Origin of the sequence: Pseudomonas sp., assembly GCF_030683065.1 — a bacterium.
Classification (GTDB): Bacteria; Pseudomonadota; Gammaproteobacteria; order Pseudomonadales; family Pseudomonadaceae; genus Aquipseudomonas.
This window is the reverse complement of the sequence record NZ_JAUXMX010000061.1, coordinates 38,663-53,289: the sequence shown is the minus strand read 5'-3', so window position 1 is coordinate 53,289 and position 14,627 is coordinate 38,663. Positions and strand designations below refer to the sequence as shown.

The 14,627-nt window shown below is 59.2% G+C and carries 12 protein-coding genes; 4 read left to right on the top strand and 8 right to left on the bottom strand.

Annotation, left to right across the window (positions count from 1 at the left end):
• Positions 1 to 4: 4 nt before the first annotated feature.
• From Q8K09_RS18860 to Q8K09_RS18850, 3 genes are all read left to right on the top strand, one after another.
• Positions 5 to 907, top strand: a complete 903-nt coding sequence (locus Q8K09_RS18860; protein WP_305256520.1) for a hydroxymethylglutaryl-CoA lyase — start codon at positions 5 to 7, stop codon at positions 905 to 907.
• A gap of 289 nt (positions 908 to 1,196) precedes the next feature.
• Complete coding sequence (locus tag Q8K09_RS18855) at positions 1,197 to 3,152, top strand: acetoacetate--CoA ligase (protein WP_305256519.1); 1,956 nt, start codon at positions 1,197 to 1,199, stop codon at positions 3,150 to 3,152.
• Between the two features lie 44 nt (positions 3,153 to 3,196).
• Positions 3,197 to 3,844 (top strand): DUF502 domain-containing protein, encoded by a 648-nt coding sequence (locus tag Q8K09_RS18850; protein ID WP_305256518.1) that lies wholly within the window; start codon positions 3,197 to 3,199, stop codon positions 3,842 to 3,844.
• 178 nt (positions 3,845 to 4,022) lie between these two features.
• On the opposite strand, the gene efp is transcribed toward Q8K09_RS18850, so the two are convergent.
• Both efp and earP read right to left on the bottom strand, forming a co-directional pair.
• Entirely contained in the window at positions 4,023 to 4,595 is a 573-nt protein-coding gene (gene efp, locus Q8K09_RS18845; RefSeq protein ID WP_305256517.1) for an elongation factor P, read from the bottom strand.
• Between the two features lie 46 nt (positions 4,596 to 4,641).
• Positions 4,642 to 5,775, bottom strand: coding sequence for an elongation factor P maturation arginine rhamnosyltransferase EarP (gene earP / locus Q8K09_RS18840; RefSeq protein WP_305256516.1), 1,134 nt, complete (start codon positions 5,773 to 5,775; stop codon positions 4,642 to 4,644).
• A gap of 257 nt (positions 5,776 to 6,032) precedes the next feature.
• On the opposite strand from earP, the gene Q8K09_RS18835 reads away from it, so the two are divergent.
• Positions 6,033 to 6,467: an OsmC family protein gene (locus tag Q8K09_RS18835; RefSeq protein WP_305256514.1), complete on the top strand. Its 435-nt coding sequence runs from the start codon at positions 6,033 to 6,035 to the stop codon at positions 6,465 to 6,467.
• 4 nt (positions 6,468 to 6,471) lie between these two features.
• Here Q8K09_RS18835 and Q8K09_RS18830 read toward each other — a convergent pair whose 3' ends face one another.
• The 6 genes from Q8K09_RS18830 to Q8K09_RS18805 form a co-directional block, all read right to left on the bottom strand.
• A complete protein-coding gene (locus tag Q8K09_RS18830) occupies positions 6,472 to 6,936 on the bottom strand; it encodes a DUF3859 domain-containing protein (RefSeq protein WP_305256513.1) in 465 nt (154 codons plus the stop codon).
• Positions 6,937 to 7,178: 242 nt separating this feature from the next.
• Positions 7,179 to 8,804 (bottom strand): methyl-accepting chemotaxis protein, encoded by a 1,626-nt coding sequence (locus Q8K09_RS18825; protein WP_305256512.1) that lies wholly within the window; start codon positions 8,802 to 8,804, stop codon positions 7,179 to 7,181.
• Positions 8,805 to 9,199: 395 nt separating this feature from the next.
• Entirely contained in the window at positions 9,200 to 10,222 is a 1,023-nt protein-coding gene (locus Q8K09_RS18820) for an amidohydrolase family protein (RefSeq protein WP_305256511.1), read from the bottom strand.
• Between the two features lie 178 nt (positions 10,223 to 10,400).
• A complete protein-coding gene (locus Q8K09_RS18815) occupies positions 10,401 to 11,186 on the bottom strand; it encodes a dienelactone hydrolase family protein (protein WP_305256510.1) in 786 nt (261 codons plus the stop codon).
• 103 nt (positions 11,187 to 11,289) lie between these two features.
• Positions 11,290 to 13,206: a molecular chaperone HtpG gene (gene htpG / locus Q8K09_RS18810; protein ID WP_305256509.1), complete on the bottom strand. Its 1,917-nt coding sequence runs from the start codon at positions 13,204 to 13,206 to the stop codon at positions 11,290 to 11,292.
• Between the two features lie 153 nt (positions 13,207 to 13,359).
• Positions 13,360 to 14,601, bottom strand: a complete 1,242-nt coding sequence (locus Q8K09_RS18805; protein WP_305256508.1) for an MFS transporter — start codon at positions 14,599 to 14,601, stop codon at positions 13,360 to 13,362.
• Positions 14,602 to 14,627: the final 26 nt, after the last annotated feature.

The window sequence follows — 14,627 nt, the reverse complement described above, 5'->3', positions numbered from 1 at the left end:
CCAAATGAATTTACCCAAACAAGTCCGCCTGGTCGAAGTCGGCCCGCGCGACGGTTTGCAGAATGAGAAACAGCCGATCAGCGTGGCCGACAAGGTGCGCCTGGTCGACGACTTATCTGCCGCCGGCCTCGGCTATATCGAGGTAGGCAGCTTTGTCTCGCCCAAGTGGGTGCCGCAGATGGCGGGCAGCGCGCAGGTGTTTGCGCAGATCCAGCAATTGCCGGGTATCACTTACGCCGCCCTGGCACCCAACCTGAAAGGTTTCGAAGGTGCGCTGGCCGCAGGGGTCAAGGAGGTTGCGGTATTTGCTGCAGCAAGCGAGGCGTTCTCACAGAAGAATATCAACTGCTCGATCAGCGAGAGCCTTGAGCGCTTTGCTCCGCTAATGGACGCCGCTCACCAACATGGCATCCGCGTGCGCGGTTATGTCTCCTGCGTGCTGGGCTGCCCGTATGACGGCAGCGTGCCGCCAGAACAGGTCGCCCTGGTCGCCCGCGAGCTGTTTGCCATGGGCTGCTATGAAGTGTCCCTAGGCGACACCATAGGTGCCGGCACCGCAGGTGATACGCGCCGACTGATCGAAGTGGTGGGCCGCGATATCCCCAGAGACAAGCTGGCCGGACACTTCCACGACACCTACGGCCAAGCCTTGACCAATATATACGCCAGCCTGCTCGAAGGTATTAACGTGTTCGACAGCTCCGTCGCGGGGCTGGGCGGCTGCCCTTACGCCAAGGGTGCCACCGGCAATGTCGCGACCGAAGATGTGCTGTACCTGCTCAACGGCCAGGGTATCGAAACCGGTATTGATATGGATAAGTTGATCTGCGCCGGCCAGCGCATTTGCGCAGTACTGGATAAGCCCAATGGCTCGCGGGTAGCACGGGCGCGGCTGGCCAGCGCGTAGCCCAACGCAATCGAGAGGGCGGTGAATAAAGGCTGTCCCGGATTGCATCGGGTTACGAAAACCACTGCCGTCAGGCTTTGTTTACAGCCTGTAAAGCCACAGCCCCAGATGCAGCGTGCCGGCCCGGCCTTCGGTGCAAAACTGCTACAACAGCCGCCAGGTCGGCAGCCGAGCAATAAGGGTCGCTGCAGGTCAAGGCTTCCAGCGATCAGTAGGCTAGCGTGCAATCGGCCAGGCGCAGCAGCCCGGCACAACAAGAATTACGGCACCTGCCGAATGAGGAATCGACATGCAACAGCCCTTGTGGACACCCTCCAAGGAACGTATCACCGCCACCCGAATGGACGCCTTCCGCCGCTTCGTCAACCAGCGTCACGGTCTGCGGTTGGCCGACTACCCCGCTCTGCATGCGTGGAGCGTGGCGCAACGCGAGGCGTTCTGGCAGGCCATCGTCGAATTCTTCGCGGTGCGTTTTAGCCAACAGCCCGAGCAGGTACTGGATGAGGGCCAAGCCATGCCCAGCGCTCACTGGTTCCCCGGCGCCCAACTTAATTTTGCCGAACACCTGCTGCGCCGCCGCGACGATCATCCCGCCCTGATCGCCATTGGCGAAGATGGCAGCCGCGAACAGCTCAGCTATGCCGAGCTGGCCACCCATGTCGCCGGCCTGCAAAAAAGCCTGCGCGATGCCGGCGTGGGCAGCAGCGATCGGGTTGCGGCCTTTATGCCCAACACCTGGCAAACCCTGGTCGGCATGCTTGCCGCCAGCAGCCTGGGCGCAACCTGGTCGAGCTGTTCGCCGGACTTTGGCACCCAGGGGGTGATCGACCGTTTCGGCCAAATTGAACCCAAGGTGCTGATCGCCGCCGCCGGTTACCGCTACGCCGGCAAGAACCTCGACCTGACCGCCAAGCTCAATGAAATCCTTGAGCGCCTGCCCTCGTTGGAACAGCTGATTGTGGTGCCCTATTCCAACCCGCAGGCCAAAGCTGCCGACTTCCACTCAGCAGCCAAGGTCGCGCTGTGGCAGGACTTCTACCAGCCCGGCGGCGAACCTGAGTTCACTCAGGTGCCCTTCGATCACCCGCTGTACATCCTCTACTCCAGCGGCACCACCGGCGTGCCCAAGTGCATCGTGCATGGCACCGGCGGCACCTTGCTGCAGCACGTCAAGGAACTCGGCCTGCACACCGATCTGACAGCCGACGACACCCTGTTCTACTACACCACCTGCGGCTGGATGATGTGGAACTGGCTGGTCTCGGGCCTGGCTCTGGGCGCGACCCTGGTGCTGTTTGACGGTTCACCGTTTCACCCCGGTGCCGAGCGCCTGATCGACCTGATCGACGCCGAGAACATCAGCATCTTCGGCACCAGCGCCAAGTTTCTCGCCGCGCTGGAAAAGGCCGGTGCCAAACCTGGCAGCACGCACACGCTGCAACGACTCAAGGCGATTCTGTCGACTGGCTCGCCGCTGTCTCATGAGAGCTTCGAGTACGTCTACCGCGAGATCAAAGCCGATCTGTGCCTCTCGTCGATCTCCGGCGGCACCGATATTGTCTCTTGCTTCGCCCTGGGCAACCCGGTGTTGCCGGTGTGGCGCGGTGAGCTGCAATGCAAAGGCTTAGGGATGGATGTGCAGGTGTGGAGCGATGCCGGCACACCGGTAACGGGGGAGAAAGGTGAGCTTGTTTGCGCACAGCATTTCCCATCGATGCCGATTGGCTTCTGGCAGGATGCCGACGGCAGCAAGTTCCAGGCAGCCTATTTCGAGACCTTTCCCGGCATCTGGGCCCACGGTGATTACGCCGAGGTCAGCGAACACGGCGGCCTGGTGATTCATGGTCGCAGTGACGCGGTGCTCAACCCCGGTGGCGTACGCATCGGCACCGCCGAGATCTACCGCCAGGTGGAAAAAGTCGAAGACGTGCTGGAGTCCATCGCCATCGGCCAGGAGTGGGATGATGACGTGCGGGTGGTGCTGTTTGTGCGCCTGCGCGAAGGTGTCGAGCTGAGCGAAACATTACAAGTGCAGATCCGCCAGATCATCCGTACCAACACCACACCGCGCCATGTGCCGGCAAAGATCATTGCTGTGGCGGATATCCCGCGTACCATCAGCGGCAAGATCGTCGAGTTGGCGGTGCGCAATGTGGTGCACGGTAAACCCGTTAAAAATACTGACGCTCTGGCTAATCCTCAGGCGCTGGAGCTGTTCCGTGACTTGGCCCAGTTACAAACCTGAGCAGTTTTCAAGCTGATTGCACCCCTCAACCGGATCTCATCCACATGTTCAAGAAAAGCGCCAACGCACTCATTGCCACCTGGCTAACCGGCTTTATCGTACTGCTGCCCCTGGCCTTGAGCTTGACGCTGTTGTCCTGGGTGGTCGGCTTATTGAACCAGGCAATCGGGCCCTCCAGCTATCTCGGCCAAGTGTTTGCCGCCATGGGCCAGCCATTCGTCAGCAACCCTTACCTGGCGTACACCCTGGGCACCGCGGCGCTGCTGATGGGCATTTATGCCCTAGGCCTGGGCGTGCAACTGGGGCTGCGCCGCCCGCTGCAATGGCTGACCAACCTGACCCTGCGTCGCATTCCGCTGTTCGGTAAGCTTTACAATCTGGCGGATCGCTTTGTCGACCTGCTGGAGAAAAAGGAAGGCGCCGACATCAATGCCATGAGTCCGGTCTGGTGCTTGTTCGGTGGTGACGGGGTCGCCGTACTGGCACTAATGCCCAACCCCAACCCGATTGATATCGATGGCCGCAGCTATTACGCCGTGCTGGTGCCAACTGCCCCTATCCCAATAGGCGGCGGCCTGCTGTATGTACCCGTGGACTGGGTCAAACCGGCCAATATCGGCGTCGACGCCTTCACCAGCATTTATCTGTCCATGGGCATCAACCCGCCGCCACAGAGCCCGCGACACGTTTAGGCAAGCGGCAGTTAAACCGGCGTGCCCTGCCGACAGCAATCAGTTGTGAAGGGCCAACATGGCGTGCTCAAGGCGATACGCCATAAGGCGGAGCGCCAAACGAGGCCCCACCCTTGGCGCATCAGCAAAAAGCCCGACACTAGGTCGGGCTTGATTTGCTCGCGGGTAAAGCCAGTACTTAGACTGGGGCTTTAGCGCGGGACTTGTACTCACCGGTGCGAGTGTCGATCTCGATCCAGTCGTCAATATTGCAGAAGTCTGCAACCTTGACTTCAGTGCCGTTGCTCAGCTTGGCAGTCTTCATCACCTTGCCGGAGGTGTCGCCACGGGCGGAACCTTCGGTGTAGGTAATCTGGCGAACGATGGTGGTCGGCAGATCGACCGAAACCACTTTGCCTTCGAAGAACACGGCTTCGCAGATGTCAGTCATGCCGTCAACGATATACGGCATAACGCTTTCCAGATCATCCTTGTTCAGCTCGTACTGATTGAACTCATCGTCCATGAAGACGTAGTTCGGCTCGCTGTAGTAGGAGTAGGTCACGGCAACGCGGTCAAGAATAACCGGCTCAAGCTTATCGTCGGCCTTGTACACGGTCTCTGTTGAGGAACCCGTGAGCAGGTTACGCAGCTTCATTTTGACAATAGCGCTGTTGCGACCGGACTTGGTGAATTCGGCCTTCTGGATAAGCCAAGGCTGGCCGTCAATCAGGGCCACACTGTTGGGCTTCATTTCTTGTGCGGTTTTCATACTAATATCCGGATTTGGATGGAGATACGGAAATCTAGGCCGCGTATCATAGCCAATTTAGGTAAAACTCTACCAGTGCCGCGGCAAGATCAGCCTGAGAAGCCTGTTGCAGAGACCAGCGTTCAGCATGTTCAGCCAGTTCTGGCCACACCTGCAGCACTGCCTGCCAGCTAGCACCCATAGTCTCACCCGCATTCCACGCACGCCATAGGCCTTCAAGCGCCTCACGCGCGGCAGGCGACAAGCCCTTGGTATACAACGCCAGAAACGCTTCGAGCTTGTCCCAGTGAGCGCCCTCATCTTGCCAATAGATATGCCAAAGCAACGGGCGCCCTGCCCATTGCGCACGAACGAATGAGTCCTCACCACGCACCGCGTTGAAGTCGCAACTCCAGAGCAAGCGGTCGTACTGCTCCTGCTCAACAAACGGCAGTACCTGGATATGCAACTGCCCGCGCTGCTGTCGATCACCGGCAACCAGCGCCGCGCAACCGAGCCAGGCTTGCAGATCGCCGAGAATACGCCCCTCCGGCACCAGCAGCTGAGTCACAAGGGCATCTGCCGCCAAGGCGTCCAACCAACTGGCCAGGCCGCGATTCTCGTAAGCGAACAACGACACACGCCGCGCCCCTGCTATGGGCTCCACCCCCAGCCCCTGAAGAAAAGCTTCACATGCCAAAGAGTCGACCTGAAACGCCCGGCGTTGGTCGAGCAGATCGCGCTCGCGCAGTAAGCCACCGCTGCCTGCGGTAAAGCCGGGGAAAAAGAAGAATTTCTGCAATCCATTCGACTGCAGGGACGGTAAACCATGGCAGCCTTCGACCCAGCCCTCAGCGCTGAGGTATTCCAGATTCAGCCACAGAACCTTCTGCGGCCGCGCCGCCATCGCCGTGACATAAACGGCCGGCAACTCGCAGGCAAACGCCTCGATCACCACATCCGCCGACTCTACAGGCTGCCAAGGCAGCGGCCACTGAAGCACCTCTACGCCCTGCAAGGATTGCTGCGGCAGATGCCTGTCGGCCTGTGGGCACAGGCGCGTGAACGCACCGAGATCATCCAGCCACAACCTCACGGTCACGTCATGCTCGCCCGCCAGTTGCCGCGCAAGCCGCCAGGTCACCCCAATATCGCCATAGTTGTCGACAACGCTGCAGAAAATGTCCCAGGTGACGCGCATAGATACTCCGCTCAATGAGCGCCAGACTGTAAGTCGCCGGGCTGTTCAGAGCAAATGGCAGAAACGAAATGAGTCCGCGCGGCACCGACAGCCGCAAGCCTCGGAGCATCACCTAGACAATTTATTGCCTGGCCCGGCGCACTCGGCAGCGGGTATAACGAACAGCATTACGCCTTGCTTGACCAGGATCAACGTCACGGCCGCGCGCCCTCTTATGCTGCTGGCAACGCCAATCGCAGCACAATGAGGACTCAGGCATGACCATTAAAACCATCAGCGCCCATGGGCACATGCATGCCGGCATGAGCATCGAGGTGCAATGCGGCGATCATCGCGTGGTCATGGATCAGCCCGCGCATGCTGGCGGGCAGGGCCTGGGCCCCACTCCACTGGATATTGTCCTGGCGGCGGTCGCCGGCTGCTTCGGCACCCTGGGCCGTTACATCGCCCACCAGCAGAAGATCGAACTGCGTGGCATGCGCTTCGAGATCGAGGCCGACTACGACCCCGATGGCCTGCTCGGCAGGCGTGAAGACGTAAGACCTGGTTTCCAGGCGCTAAGGGTAAAGGTCGAGATCGACGCCGACCTCGACCGCGAACAAAAGCAGGCACTGCTCGACGAAATCGAACGGCGTTGTCCGCTGGCCGATAACCTGCTCAACGGCACACAACTGCACAGCAGCCTGGCCTGATTTCTCAACGCACCTGAAAACGCTGCTCGGCCAGCTTGCGGTCATCCTGGAACACCAGGAAATGCCACTCACCTGCAACGACTTCATGGGGTTCGCTGAATTCGAAGGCCATGACATCCTGCGCAGCGTCTGGCACCAACGCCTGCGTCACGACGAACTTGTCGTGACGCGTGCCATCCGGGGTGGTGACGCCTGGAGTGAGATAAAGCAGGGTCAGTGGCGCTTCGCTGGCGGTTTTACCCACCAAGCTATAGCGCATGCCGAACTTGGTGCCGAGCTTGGCCGGAATCACCTCGGCGCGCTCGATCTGCTGATTACTGCGGGTCAAGACCCGCTCGCCCGGCTTAAAGTCCTGATACTGGCTGGCAAAGACACCGTACTCCACGGGCCCCTCGACCCTTACCTCGGCCTGCACCTGCCCGGCCATCAACATGAATGCGGCCAGCGCACTGAAACGGGTGTAATGCATGTCGCGCTCCTTGTTTGGGATGGCGCGAGCCTATGACACCCGTATGACAGGCGAATGACAACTTGCTGCTTGAACTCGACATGTGACTGAACGCACTGCACGCGGCTGACTTGCAGGTTTTATAACAACGCCTGCGTACACCTAACGGGGGTCACCCTTGATCAGCCAACCTGCCGCGAACCAGCCCACATCAAGGCCTGGTTGCGGCAAAGCAGTGCGCAAGTAATCCCGCCAACCTGCTGTCATATGGAGAAGCGCGCCACCAACGTATTCAGGTCCACCGCAAGGCGCGACAACTCCTGACTGGCAGCGCTGGTCTGATTGGCACCTGCCGAAGACTGCATCGACAGATCACGGATGTTGACCAGATTACGGTCGACCTCACGGGCAACCTGCGCCTGTTGTTCCGACGCGCTGGCAATGACCAGATTGCGCTCGTTGATCTGCGAAATAGCGGCCGCAATTTCATCCAGGGCCAGGCCGGCTGCCTTGGCCACATCCAGGGTCGAACGCGCCCTGCTGTTGCTATTCTGCATGGCGTTGACGGCCTTATCGGTGCCCTGCTGAATACCGCTAATCATCTGTTCTATTTCACTGGTCGACTGCTGAGTCCGATGAGCCAACGCACGGACTTCATCCGCCACGACAGCAAAACCACGTCCGGCATCGCCGGCACGCGCCGCTTCAATAGCCGCGTTAAGGGCCAGCAGATTGGTTTGATCCGCTATCGAGCGGATCACATCCAGTACCTTGCTGATATCACGCACCTTGCCTGCCAACAACTCGACTTCGCTGGACGTGTTGGTAACGTCGTCAGCCAGATGGCTGATTGAATCAACTGTCTGACGCACCTGCTCGCGACCATGCTGGGCAGTACGATTGGATTCGCTGGAGGCCTCCGAGGTGCTCACTGCGTTGCGTGCCACCTCCTCCACAGCGCTGGTCATCTGGTTGACTGCGGTGGCAGCCTGTTCAATTTCATTGTTCTGTTGATGTAGGCCGCGGGTGGAGTCCTCAGTCACCGCACTGAGCTCTTCAGAAGCAGATGCCAACTGCGTCGATGAGTCGGAAATATTCTGAATGGTGCTGCGCAGACTTTGCTGCATGCTCTTCAGCGCGCCTAGCAAACGGGCCGGCTCATCCGTACCCTGCACATCGATCGACTGGGTCAGGTTGCCACTGGCCACCACCTCGGCAACCCTTAGCGCCTCGGCAAGTGGCGCGACGATGCTGCGCGTCAGCAGCAGCGCCAGGAGCACCGTCAGCCCAAGCGCCACGGCAATCATTACCACCACCCACAAACGCGCGCTGGCGAAGACAGCACTGGCACTGCTGGCAGCTTCAGTTGCACCGACTCGATTCAGCACGGACAGGTCAGTCAGTGCCTTGGCCATGCTATCTGCATGACCGTTGAGCGGGCCACTGGCTAAAACCAACGCGGCATCCATATCGCCACGACGCACCGCCTCGACGATCTTGCCCTGCTCCTGCAGATAACTACTTTCGGCCTGTTTGAAGCGCTCGTAGAGACTCTGCTCTGCAGCACTTGAAATTAATTTTTCATAGGCGAACTGCGCTGTGCGCATCTGAGCTTTGAACTCGTCAGCGCGCGCCAGGTTTTGTCGGGTCAGGGCTTCGTCGTCATTAAGCAGTAGACGCAAGGTCAGCGCACGCAGGCGCAAAATGTCCTGGTTCATCTCGCCCAGACTCAAGACGCTTGGCAGCCAGTTACCGTTTACCTGCTCCGACTGTTTGTTCATTTCCGACATCTGCAGCAGTGAAAAACTGCCGAGTAATAAAACCAGCAAGGCCACCAGGCCGAAGCCGAGCGATGCTCTAGGCGCAATATTGAGGTTTCTTAGGGGCATCGTGGCAGTCCTTTACTGTCTTGTTCGACATATGTGATGGTACATGGCCATCATCCTTGTGAATATATGAGAAGCCCGGCTAGCCGCCTTCTCAGCTAAAGCGGATATAGACTTGCGTAAAGACTTCTTGAGCCTTGCCGGATTAAAAATCCGCAAAGCCTCAGCCTGCGAATTACCGAGCAGCATTTGATTTTATTTAGCGCACTCGAAATGACAGATGACCTTGCGATTATCCCGCAATACAAGGCGCTCGTAGGCATTGCAAACCTGCTGCAATGCCGCCCCAGAAGCCTCAACGTGACAACTTCGAGTGCAGCCGCAAGACTGCTTCTCCTGGTGCTCTCGGCAAATGCCAGCTGAAAGCAGGCATTGTTTAAACGTTCACCGCTAGGCTGCTAGCGCTTGAGTTCGCTCCGAACCTTACGCGGCAGGATGGCGAGGAAGTTGTCCAGCGCGACCTTGTGCGCGACCTCGGCGGGCAAGGCATCGAGGAACGGCTCGAAGCCCTCCATGTACTCACCCATGCTGTCGAAGCGGCCCACCACGTCGGAACCGAGCATAAAGCGTTCGGGATAGCGCTTGACCAGTGCCAACCATTGCGAGTCAGGCTTGCCCTGATCATCCAGCAGATAGGGCCTGAGCATGCTCCAGGACAGATCGATGTACAGGTTCGGGTAGGCTTCGAGCATGCGGTCAAGGGTCGACAGGAGGAAGTCCAGTTTCTCCTGGTGGCGGTGTATTTCCAGGCTAGTCCCGGCATGCGCCCAGATAAAGCGCACGTGCGGGTGATTGCGCAATGGCGCTTCCATTTCCGGCAAATACAGCGGATTACGCTCGCGCTTGGAGGTGATGTTGGAATGCAGCATCACCGGCAAGTCGTACTCGGCGGCCAGGTGAAACACCCGTGCCAGCGCCTCGTTGTCGGCCCGCGGCGCATCGCCATGAATCAACGCCGTCAGATCATCGTGGCGGGTGAATATTTCGCCAATGCCCTGCCACAAGCCGGGGTCCATCTCGAGCATGCGACGGATATGCGCATCGGCGTTCTTGTCATTGGGATTGAAGCCGGACAAAAAGGGATGAAAGCGCTTGCGCTGCTCGGCCGGCACCTGCTTGAAGGCATGCGCGATCAGCGTATCGGTGGCGCTATACCAATAAGCACTGGCGTCATCGCCGGCATAGTAGCGCGGGCGTTTGGGTTCATTTTCGTCCCATTTCTTTGCCACGGGGATACCCGAGAGCATCACATGCTCCACGTTGGCCTCGGCCATACGCTCGAGGAGCTTGTCCATGCCGACGCTTTCCTGGAAGAAATCGACATAGTGCAGATGCGCATCGCTATAACGATAATCACGGGAATGCGCGCTGTTCGCGGCCAGGACGAAAAACGCAATCAAGCTCAAACGTAGAAGATGCAAAGCGGTGTTCCCCCTGGTAGTCAGCATGGCTGAATAGACCCGGCAGTTGCCCAGCAAGTTCAGCAGGCGCAAAGGTACCTGGTACTAATCGGCGGTTAATCCCTGAGGTCGCGGCGGATGGACTGCCGCGGTAACGGCGCCAGCATCCTATGCCTTGGCGCCGTCATTGGCGTGACAATCAGGGCGCCACGAACACCTCGTCGAACAGTTGGTCCATGGCCTTGAAGGCACGCGCTGCCACCACCGGGTGGTATTCATTGCGCCCCGGCACATTGGCCTGCGGGTTGCTGAAGGAATGCACCGCACCGCCATAGCTGACCAGTTGCCAATCGGCTTTCGCCCCTTTCATCTCGGCGATAAAGCCCTCGACCTGCTCCGGCGGTACCGACGGATCGTCCGCGCCATGCAGTACCAATACCGGCGCCTTGATGTTCTGTGCGTCATTTGGATTGGGCGTATCCAGATTGCCGTGGAACGAGACAAAGCCTTTCAGATCGGCACCAGAGCGCGCCAATTCGAGCACCGCACCGCCACCAAAACAGAAACCAATCGCCCCCAGCTTGCTGACATCCAGCGCCACCTGCGCAGTTTGCGCCTTGAGCACCTCCACGGCAGCTTGTGCACGTTTACGCATCAACTGCCGGTCACCGCGCACCGCACCGGCTGCCGCTCCTGCCTCCTGCGCGTTGCTCGGGCGTATCGCCTTGCCATACATATCGGCCATGAACACCACGTACTTGTCGCCCGCAGCGCGTGCGGCCTTTTTCGCCGAGTCCTCGGTGACGCCCAGCCAGCTGGGTACCATCAGCAAGCCTGGGCGCGGTGTGGTTACTGCATCGTCATAGATCAACATGCCTTCAAAGGCTTCACCGTCGATCTCGTAAGGCACCGGCTTGACCACTACTGCGGCCTCGGCGGCACCGACCAGGCCAGCCAGCGCCAAGGGTAAAAGTGATTTTTTCATCGATCTAATCCCGCGTAGGTGAGTAGTTCTCAACAGTAGCGCCTGAGCGCGCTGCACTCAGAAAAAAGCCCGCTTTCGCGGGCTTAATTATTTACGGCTCATGTCAGGCGGAGAGTTCCACCAGCAGCTTGTTCAGACGCTGCACATACGCCGCCGGATCTTTCAGGCTGTCACCGGCCGCCAGCGCAGCCTGATCGAAGAGGATGTGGCTGAGGTCGGCGAAGCGCTCTTCGTCCGGCTCAGCATCCAGCTTCTCGATCAGCGGATGGTTGGGGTTGAACTCGAAGATCGGCTTGGACTCCGGCACTTTCTGCCCACTGGCTTCGAGGATCTGGCGCATCTGCAAGCCCAGATCCTGCTCGCCGATGGCCAGGATCGCTGGCGAATCGGTCAGACGATGCGACACCCGTACCTGTGCTACCTGCTCACCCAGCGCGGCTTTCAGGCGCTCAACCAGGCCTTCTTTGGTCTTGGCGATTTCTTCCTGAGCCTGCTTGTCTTCTTCCGAGTCCAGCTTGCCCAGATCCAGGTCGCCACGGGCGACATCGACGAAGTGCTTGCCGTCGAATTCGGTCAGGTAGCTCATCAGCCACTCGTCGATACGGTCAGTAAGCAGCAGCACCTCGATGCCTTTCTTGCGGAACACTTCCAGGTGCGGGCTGTTCTTCACCTGGGCGTAGGATTCGCCGGAGAGGTAGTAGATCTTGTCCTGGCCTTCCTTCATTCGCCCGATGTAGTCGGCAAGGGCCACGCTTGGCTCGCCCGCATCGCTGCTGGTAGAGGCGAAACGCAGCAAACCGGCGATTTTTTCCTTGTTGGCGAAATCTTCTGCCGGACCTTCCTTGAGCACCTGGCCGAAGTTCTTCCAGAACGCCTTGTATTGCTCGGGATCGTTCTTCGCCAGCTTTTCCAGCATGTCCAGTACGCGCTTGGTCAGCGCCGACTTCATCGAGTCGATTACCGGGTCCTTCTGCAGGATCTCGCGGGAAATGTTCAGCGACAGGTCATTGGAGTCGACCACACCCTTGATGAAGCGCAGGTACAACGGCAGGAACTCGTCCGCCTGATCCATGATGAATACGCGCTGCACATACAGCTTGAGACCCTTGGAGGCATCGCGCTGGTAAAGGTCGAATGGCGCGCGGCCCGGCACGAAGAGCAAGGACGTATATTCCAGCTTGCCCTCGACCTTGTTGTGGCTCCAGGCCAGCGGGTTGTCGAAATCATGGGCGACGTGCTTGTAAAATTCCTGATACTCCTCGTCCTTGACCTCGGTACGCGAACGGGTCCACAACGCGCTCGCGCGGTTGACGGTTTCCCACTCGACGTCGGCCGGCTTGTCAGCCTCTTCACTGCTGTCCAGAGAAGCAGCCTCTTTCGGCAGTTCGATCGGCAGGGCGATATGGTCGGAGTACTTCTTGATGATGTTGCGCAGGCGCCAACCATCAGCGAACTCTTCCTCTCCCTTCTTCAGGTGCAGGACGATACGAGTGCCGCGCTCGGCCTTCTCAACGGTGGCGATTTCGAACTCACCCTCGCCTTGCGACGCCCAATGCACACCTTCACTGGCCGCCAGACCAGCACGGCGGCTGAACACGTCGACCTTGTCGGCGACGATAAAAGCGGAATAGAAGCCCACGCCGAACTGACCGATCAGGTGCGAATCTTTCTTCTGGTCACCGGACATGTTCTGCAGGAAGTCGGCGGTACCCGACTTGGCAATAGTCCCGAGGTGAGTGATCGCGTCCTCGCGGCTCATGCCGATGCCGTTGTCTTCGAGGGTGACGGTCTTGGCTTCTTTATCGAAGCTGATGCGTATCTTCAGCGCGGCACCACCTTCCAGCAGCTCGGGCTTGGCCAACGCCTCGAAACGCAGCTTGTCGGTGGCATCCGAGGCATTGGAGATCAATTCGCGAAGGAAAATTTCCTTGTTGGAATACAGCGAATGGATCATCAGGTTGAGCAGTTGCTTCACCTCGGTCTGGAAGCCCAGGGTTTCTTTTTGAGTTTCCACACTCATACTCCACATTGGTGACTAGGCCGGAATCCGGCGGATGTCATGCAGATGGGGGCGAGCCTTGGAATTTCAAGTAGTTGGCCAAACCTCTAAGGGGCTGTGCACCTATCGAGCGGCCTGGGCCGGTTGCCGTAGACAAGGTTTTTTCACCCGCTTTCAGGGCTCCAGCAGCTCGATCTTGCTGACTTCCTCGGGACGCAAGGCGTAGCTCGCGGCGCCAGAACCGCTCAACCGCTGGCGCAGGATGATGCGGCCTTCTTGGTCGACCCCCTGAAAACGCCCCTCCGCGAGGTTGCCGCGTGTAGTCGATACGCGCATGGTCAGGTTTTCGTAGCGGCTCGGACTGCGTAACAGACCTTCCAGGCTGAAGCGCTGGCGTCGATCCAGAGGGCGGCTGATACGTTGCTGGCTAGCCGTCTCGGCTGGCGCAGTCTGCGCCTGAGGCCTGGGGTCCGGCAAAGCGGCAAAGCGATCAGCCTCGACTGTCCAGCCGCGGGACGCTGTCTTGCTCAGGCGCATGGGCAACTGTTGTGCTTTTCCGTTAATCAGCACATCGACCGTCAATTCGAGGCGGTCAGCCGGTAGTTGCAGGGCCGGCAAGTCGCTCAACTGCACCGCACGAGTTGCAAAACGCCGCTGCAGATAATCTTCGATGACATAGGCCAGGGTATCGGTCGAGTCGACATTGCGGTCGACCTTGCCATCGCGATAACGCAGACCATCGCTGAATACCTCGATCTTGCCGCTCAGAGTAGTCTTGAACTGCGCAGGCAGAACCAGATGAAAATCACCAGCCAACCTGTTCGGTGGTACAGGCTGCAGGTTCAGGTGCAGCGTATAGCCGTGGTTGAGCCGTCGCGCCTCGGGCAGATCCTGCTCTGGCAGCAACCAGCTCACTTCTATTTCCGGCAGTGGGCCCTGGTCACCTGGCAACACATCGATGCGCAAGGCACCCGTTACCGGCTGCGGTAGGCGGATCAACAGTTCGCGCCGGGCAAAAAAATCCTGGCCTTCGCGCAGGCTCAATATGCGGCCGAGTAATTCGCCCTGCTGCGGCACAAAAGGCTGGCCATGCAACTCGCCCTGTAAATCGATGGCTAATTCTGCCGGAGCCTGCACCTCTGGCTGCAGCCACTGCAAACTAAGCAGCGCATGCAGGCGCTGCGAATCCTGACTGGCCAGCAGAGTCAAGCCGACAACCAGCGGGATAAAACCCAAGGCACTGAGGGCCACCGCTTTGCGCGCACGGGGCCAGTGGCGCAGCACATACAGCAGCGTGAACGGCGGTATCAGGCTCGCCCAGCCCCACAGCAGGCCAGTGTCAAAAGCGCGCATTACCAGCCAAATCAAACCGGCCAGGATCAGCAGCAAGCCGCCAAGGATCAACAGCGCATCCATTCAAGCTCCTTACGTCGAGAGGTCAC

Excerpts from the sequence above, each read along its gene's own strand:
- Q8K09_RS18860 (WP_305256520.1), top strand. The coding sequence starts at position 5 with ATGAATTTACCCAAACAAGTCCGCCTGGTCGAAGTCGGCCCGCGCGAC.
- Q8K09_RS18855 (WP_305256519.1), top strand. The coding sequence starts at position 1,197 with ATGCAACAGCCCTTGTGGACACCCTCCAAGGAACGTATCACCGCCACC.
- Q8K09_RS18850 (WP_305256518.1), top strand. The coding sequence starts at position 3,197 with ATGTTCAAGAAAAGCGCCAACGCACTCATTGCCACCTGGCTAACCGGC.
- efp (WP_305256517.1), bottom strand. The coding sequence starts at position 4,595 with ATGAAAACCGCACAAGAAATGAAGCCCAACAGTGTGGCCCTGATTGAC.
- earP (WP_305256516.1), bottom strand. The coding sequence starts at position 5,775 with ATGCGCGTCACCTGGGACATTTTCTGCAGCGTTGTCGACAACTATGGC.
- Q8K09_RS18835 (WP_305256514.1), top strand. The coding sequence starts at position 6,033 with ATGACCATTAAAACCATCAGCGCCCATGGGCACATGCATGCCGGCATG.
- Q8K09_RS18830 (WP_305256513.1), bottom strand. The coding sequence starts at position 6,936 with ATGCATTACACCCGTTTCAGTGCGCTGGCCGCATTCATGTTGATGGCC.
- Q8K09_RS18825 (WP_305256512.1), bottom strand. The coding sequence starts at position 8,804 with ATGCCCCTAAGAAACCTCAATATTGCGCCTAGAGCATCGCTCGGCTTC.
- Q8K09_RS18815 (WP_305256510.1), bottom strand. The coding sequence starts at position 11,186 with ATGAAAAAATCACTTTTACCCTTGGCGCTGGCTGGCCTGGTCGGTGCC.
- htpG (WP_305256509.1), bottom strand. The coding sequence starts at position 13,206 with ATGAGTGTGGAAACTCAAAAAGAAACCCTGGGCTTCCAGACCGAGGTG.
- Q8K09_RS18805 (WP_305256508.1), bottom strand. The coding sequence starts at position 14,601 with ATGGATGCGCTGTTGATCCTTGGCGGCTTGCTGCTGATCCTGGCCGGT.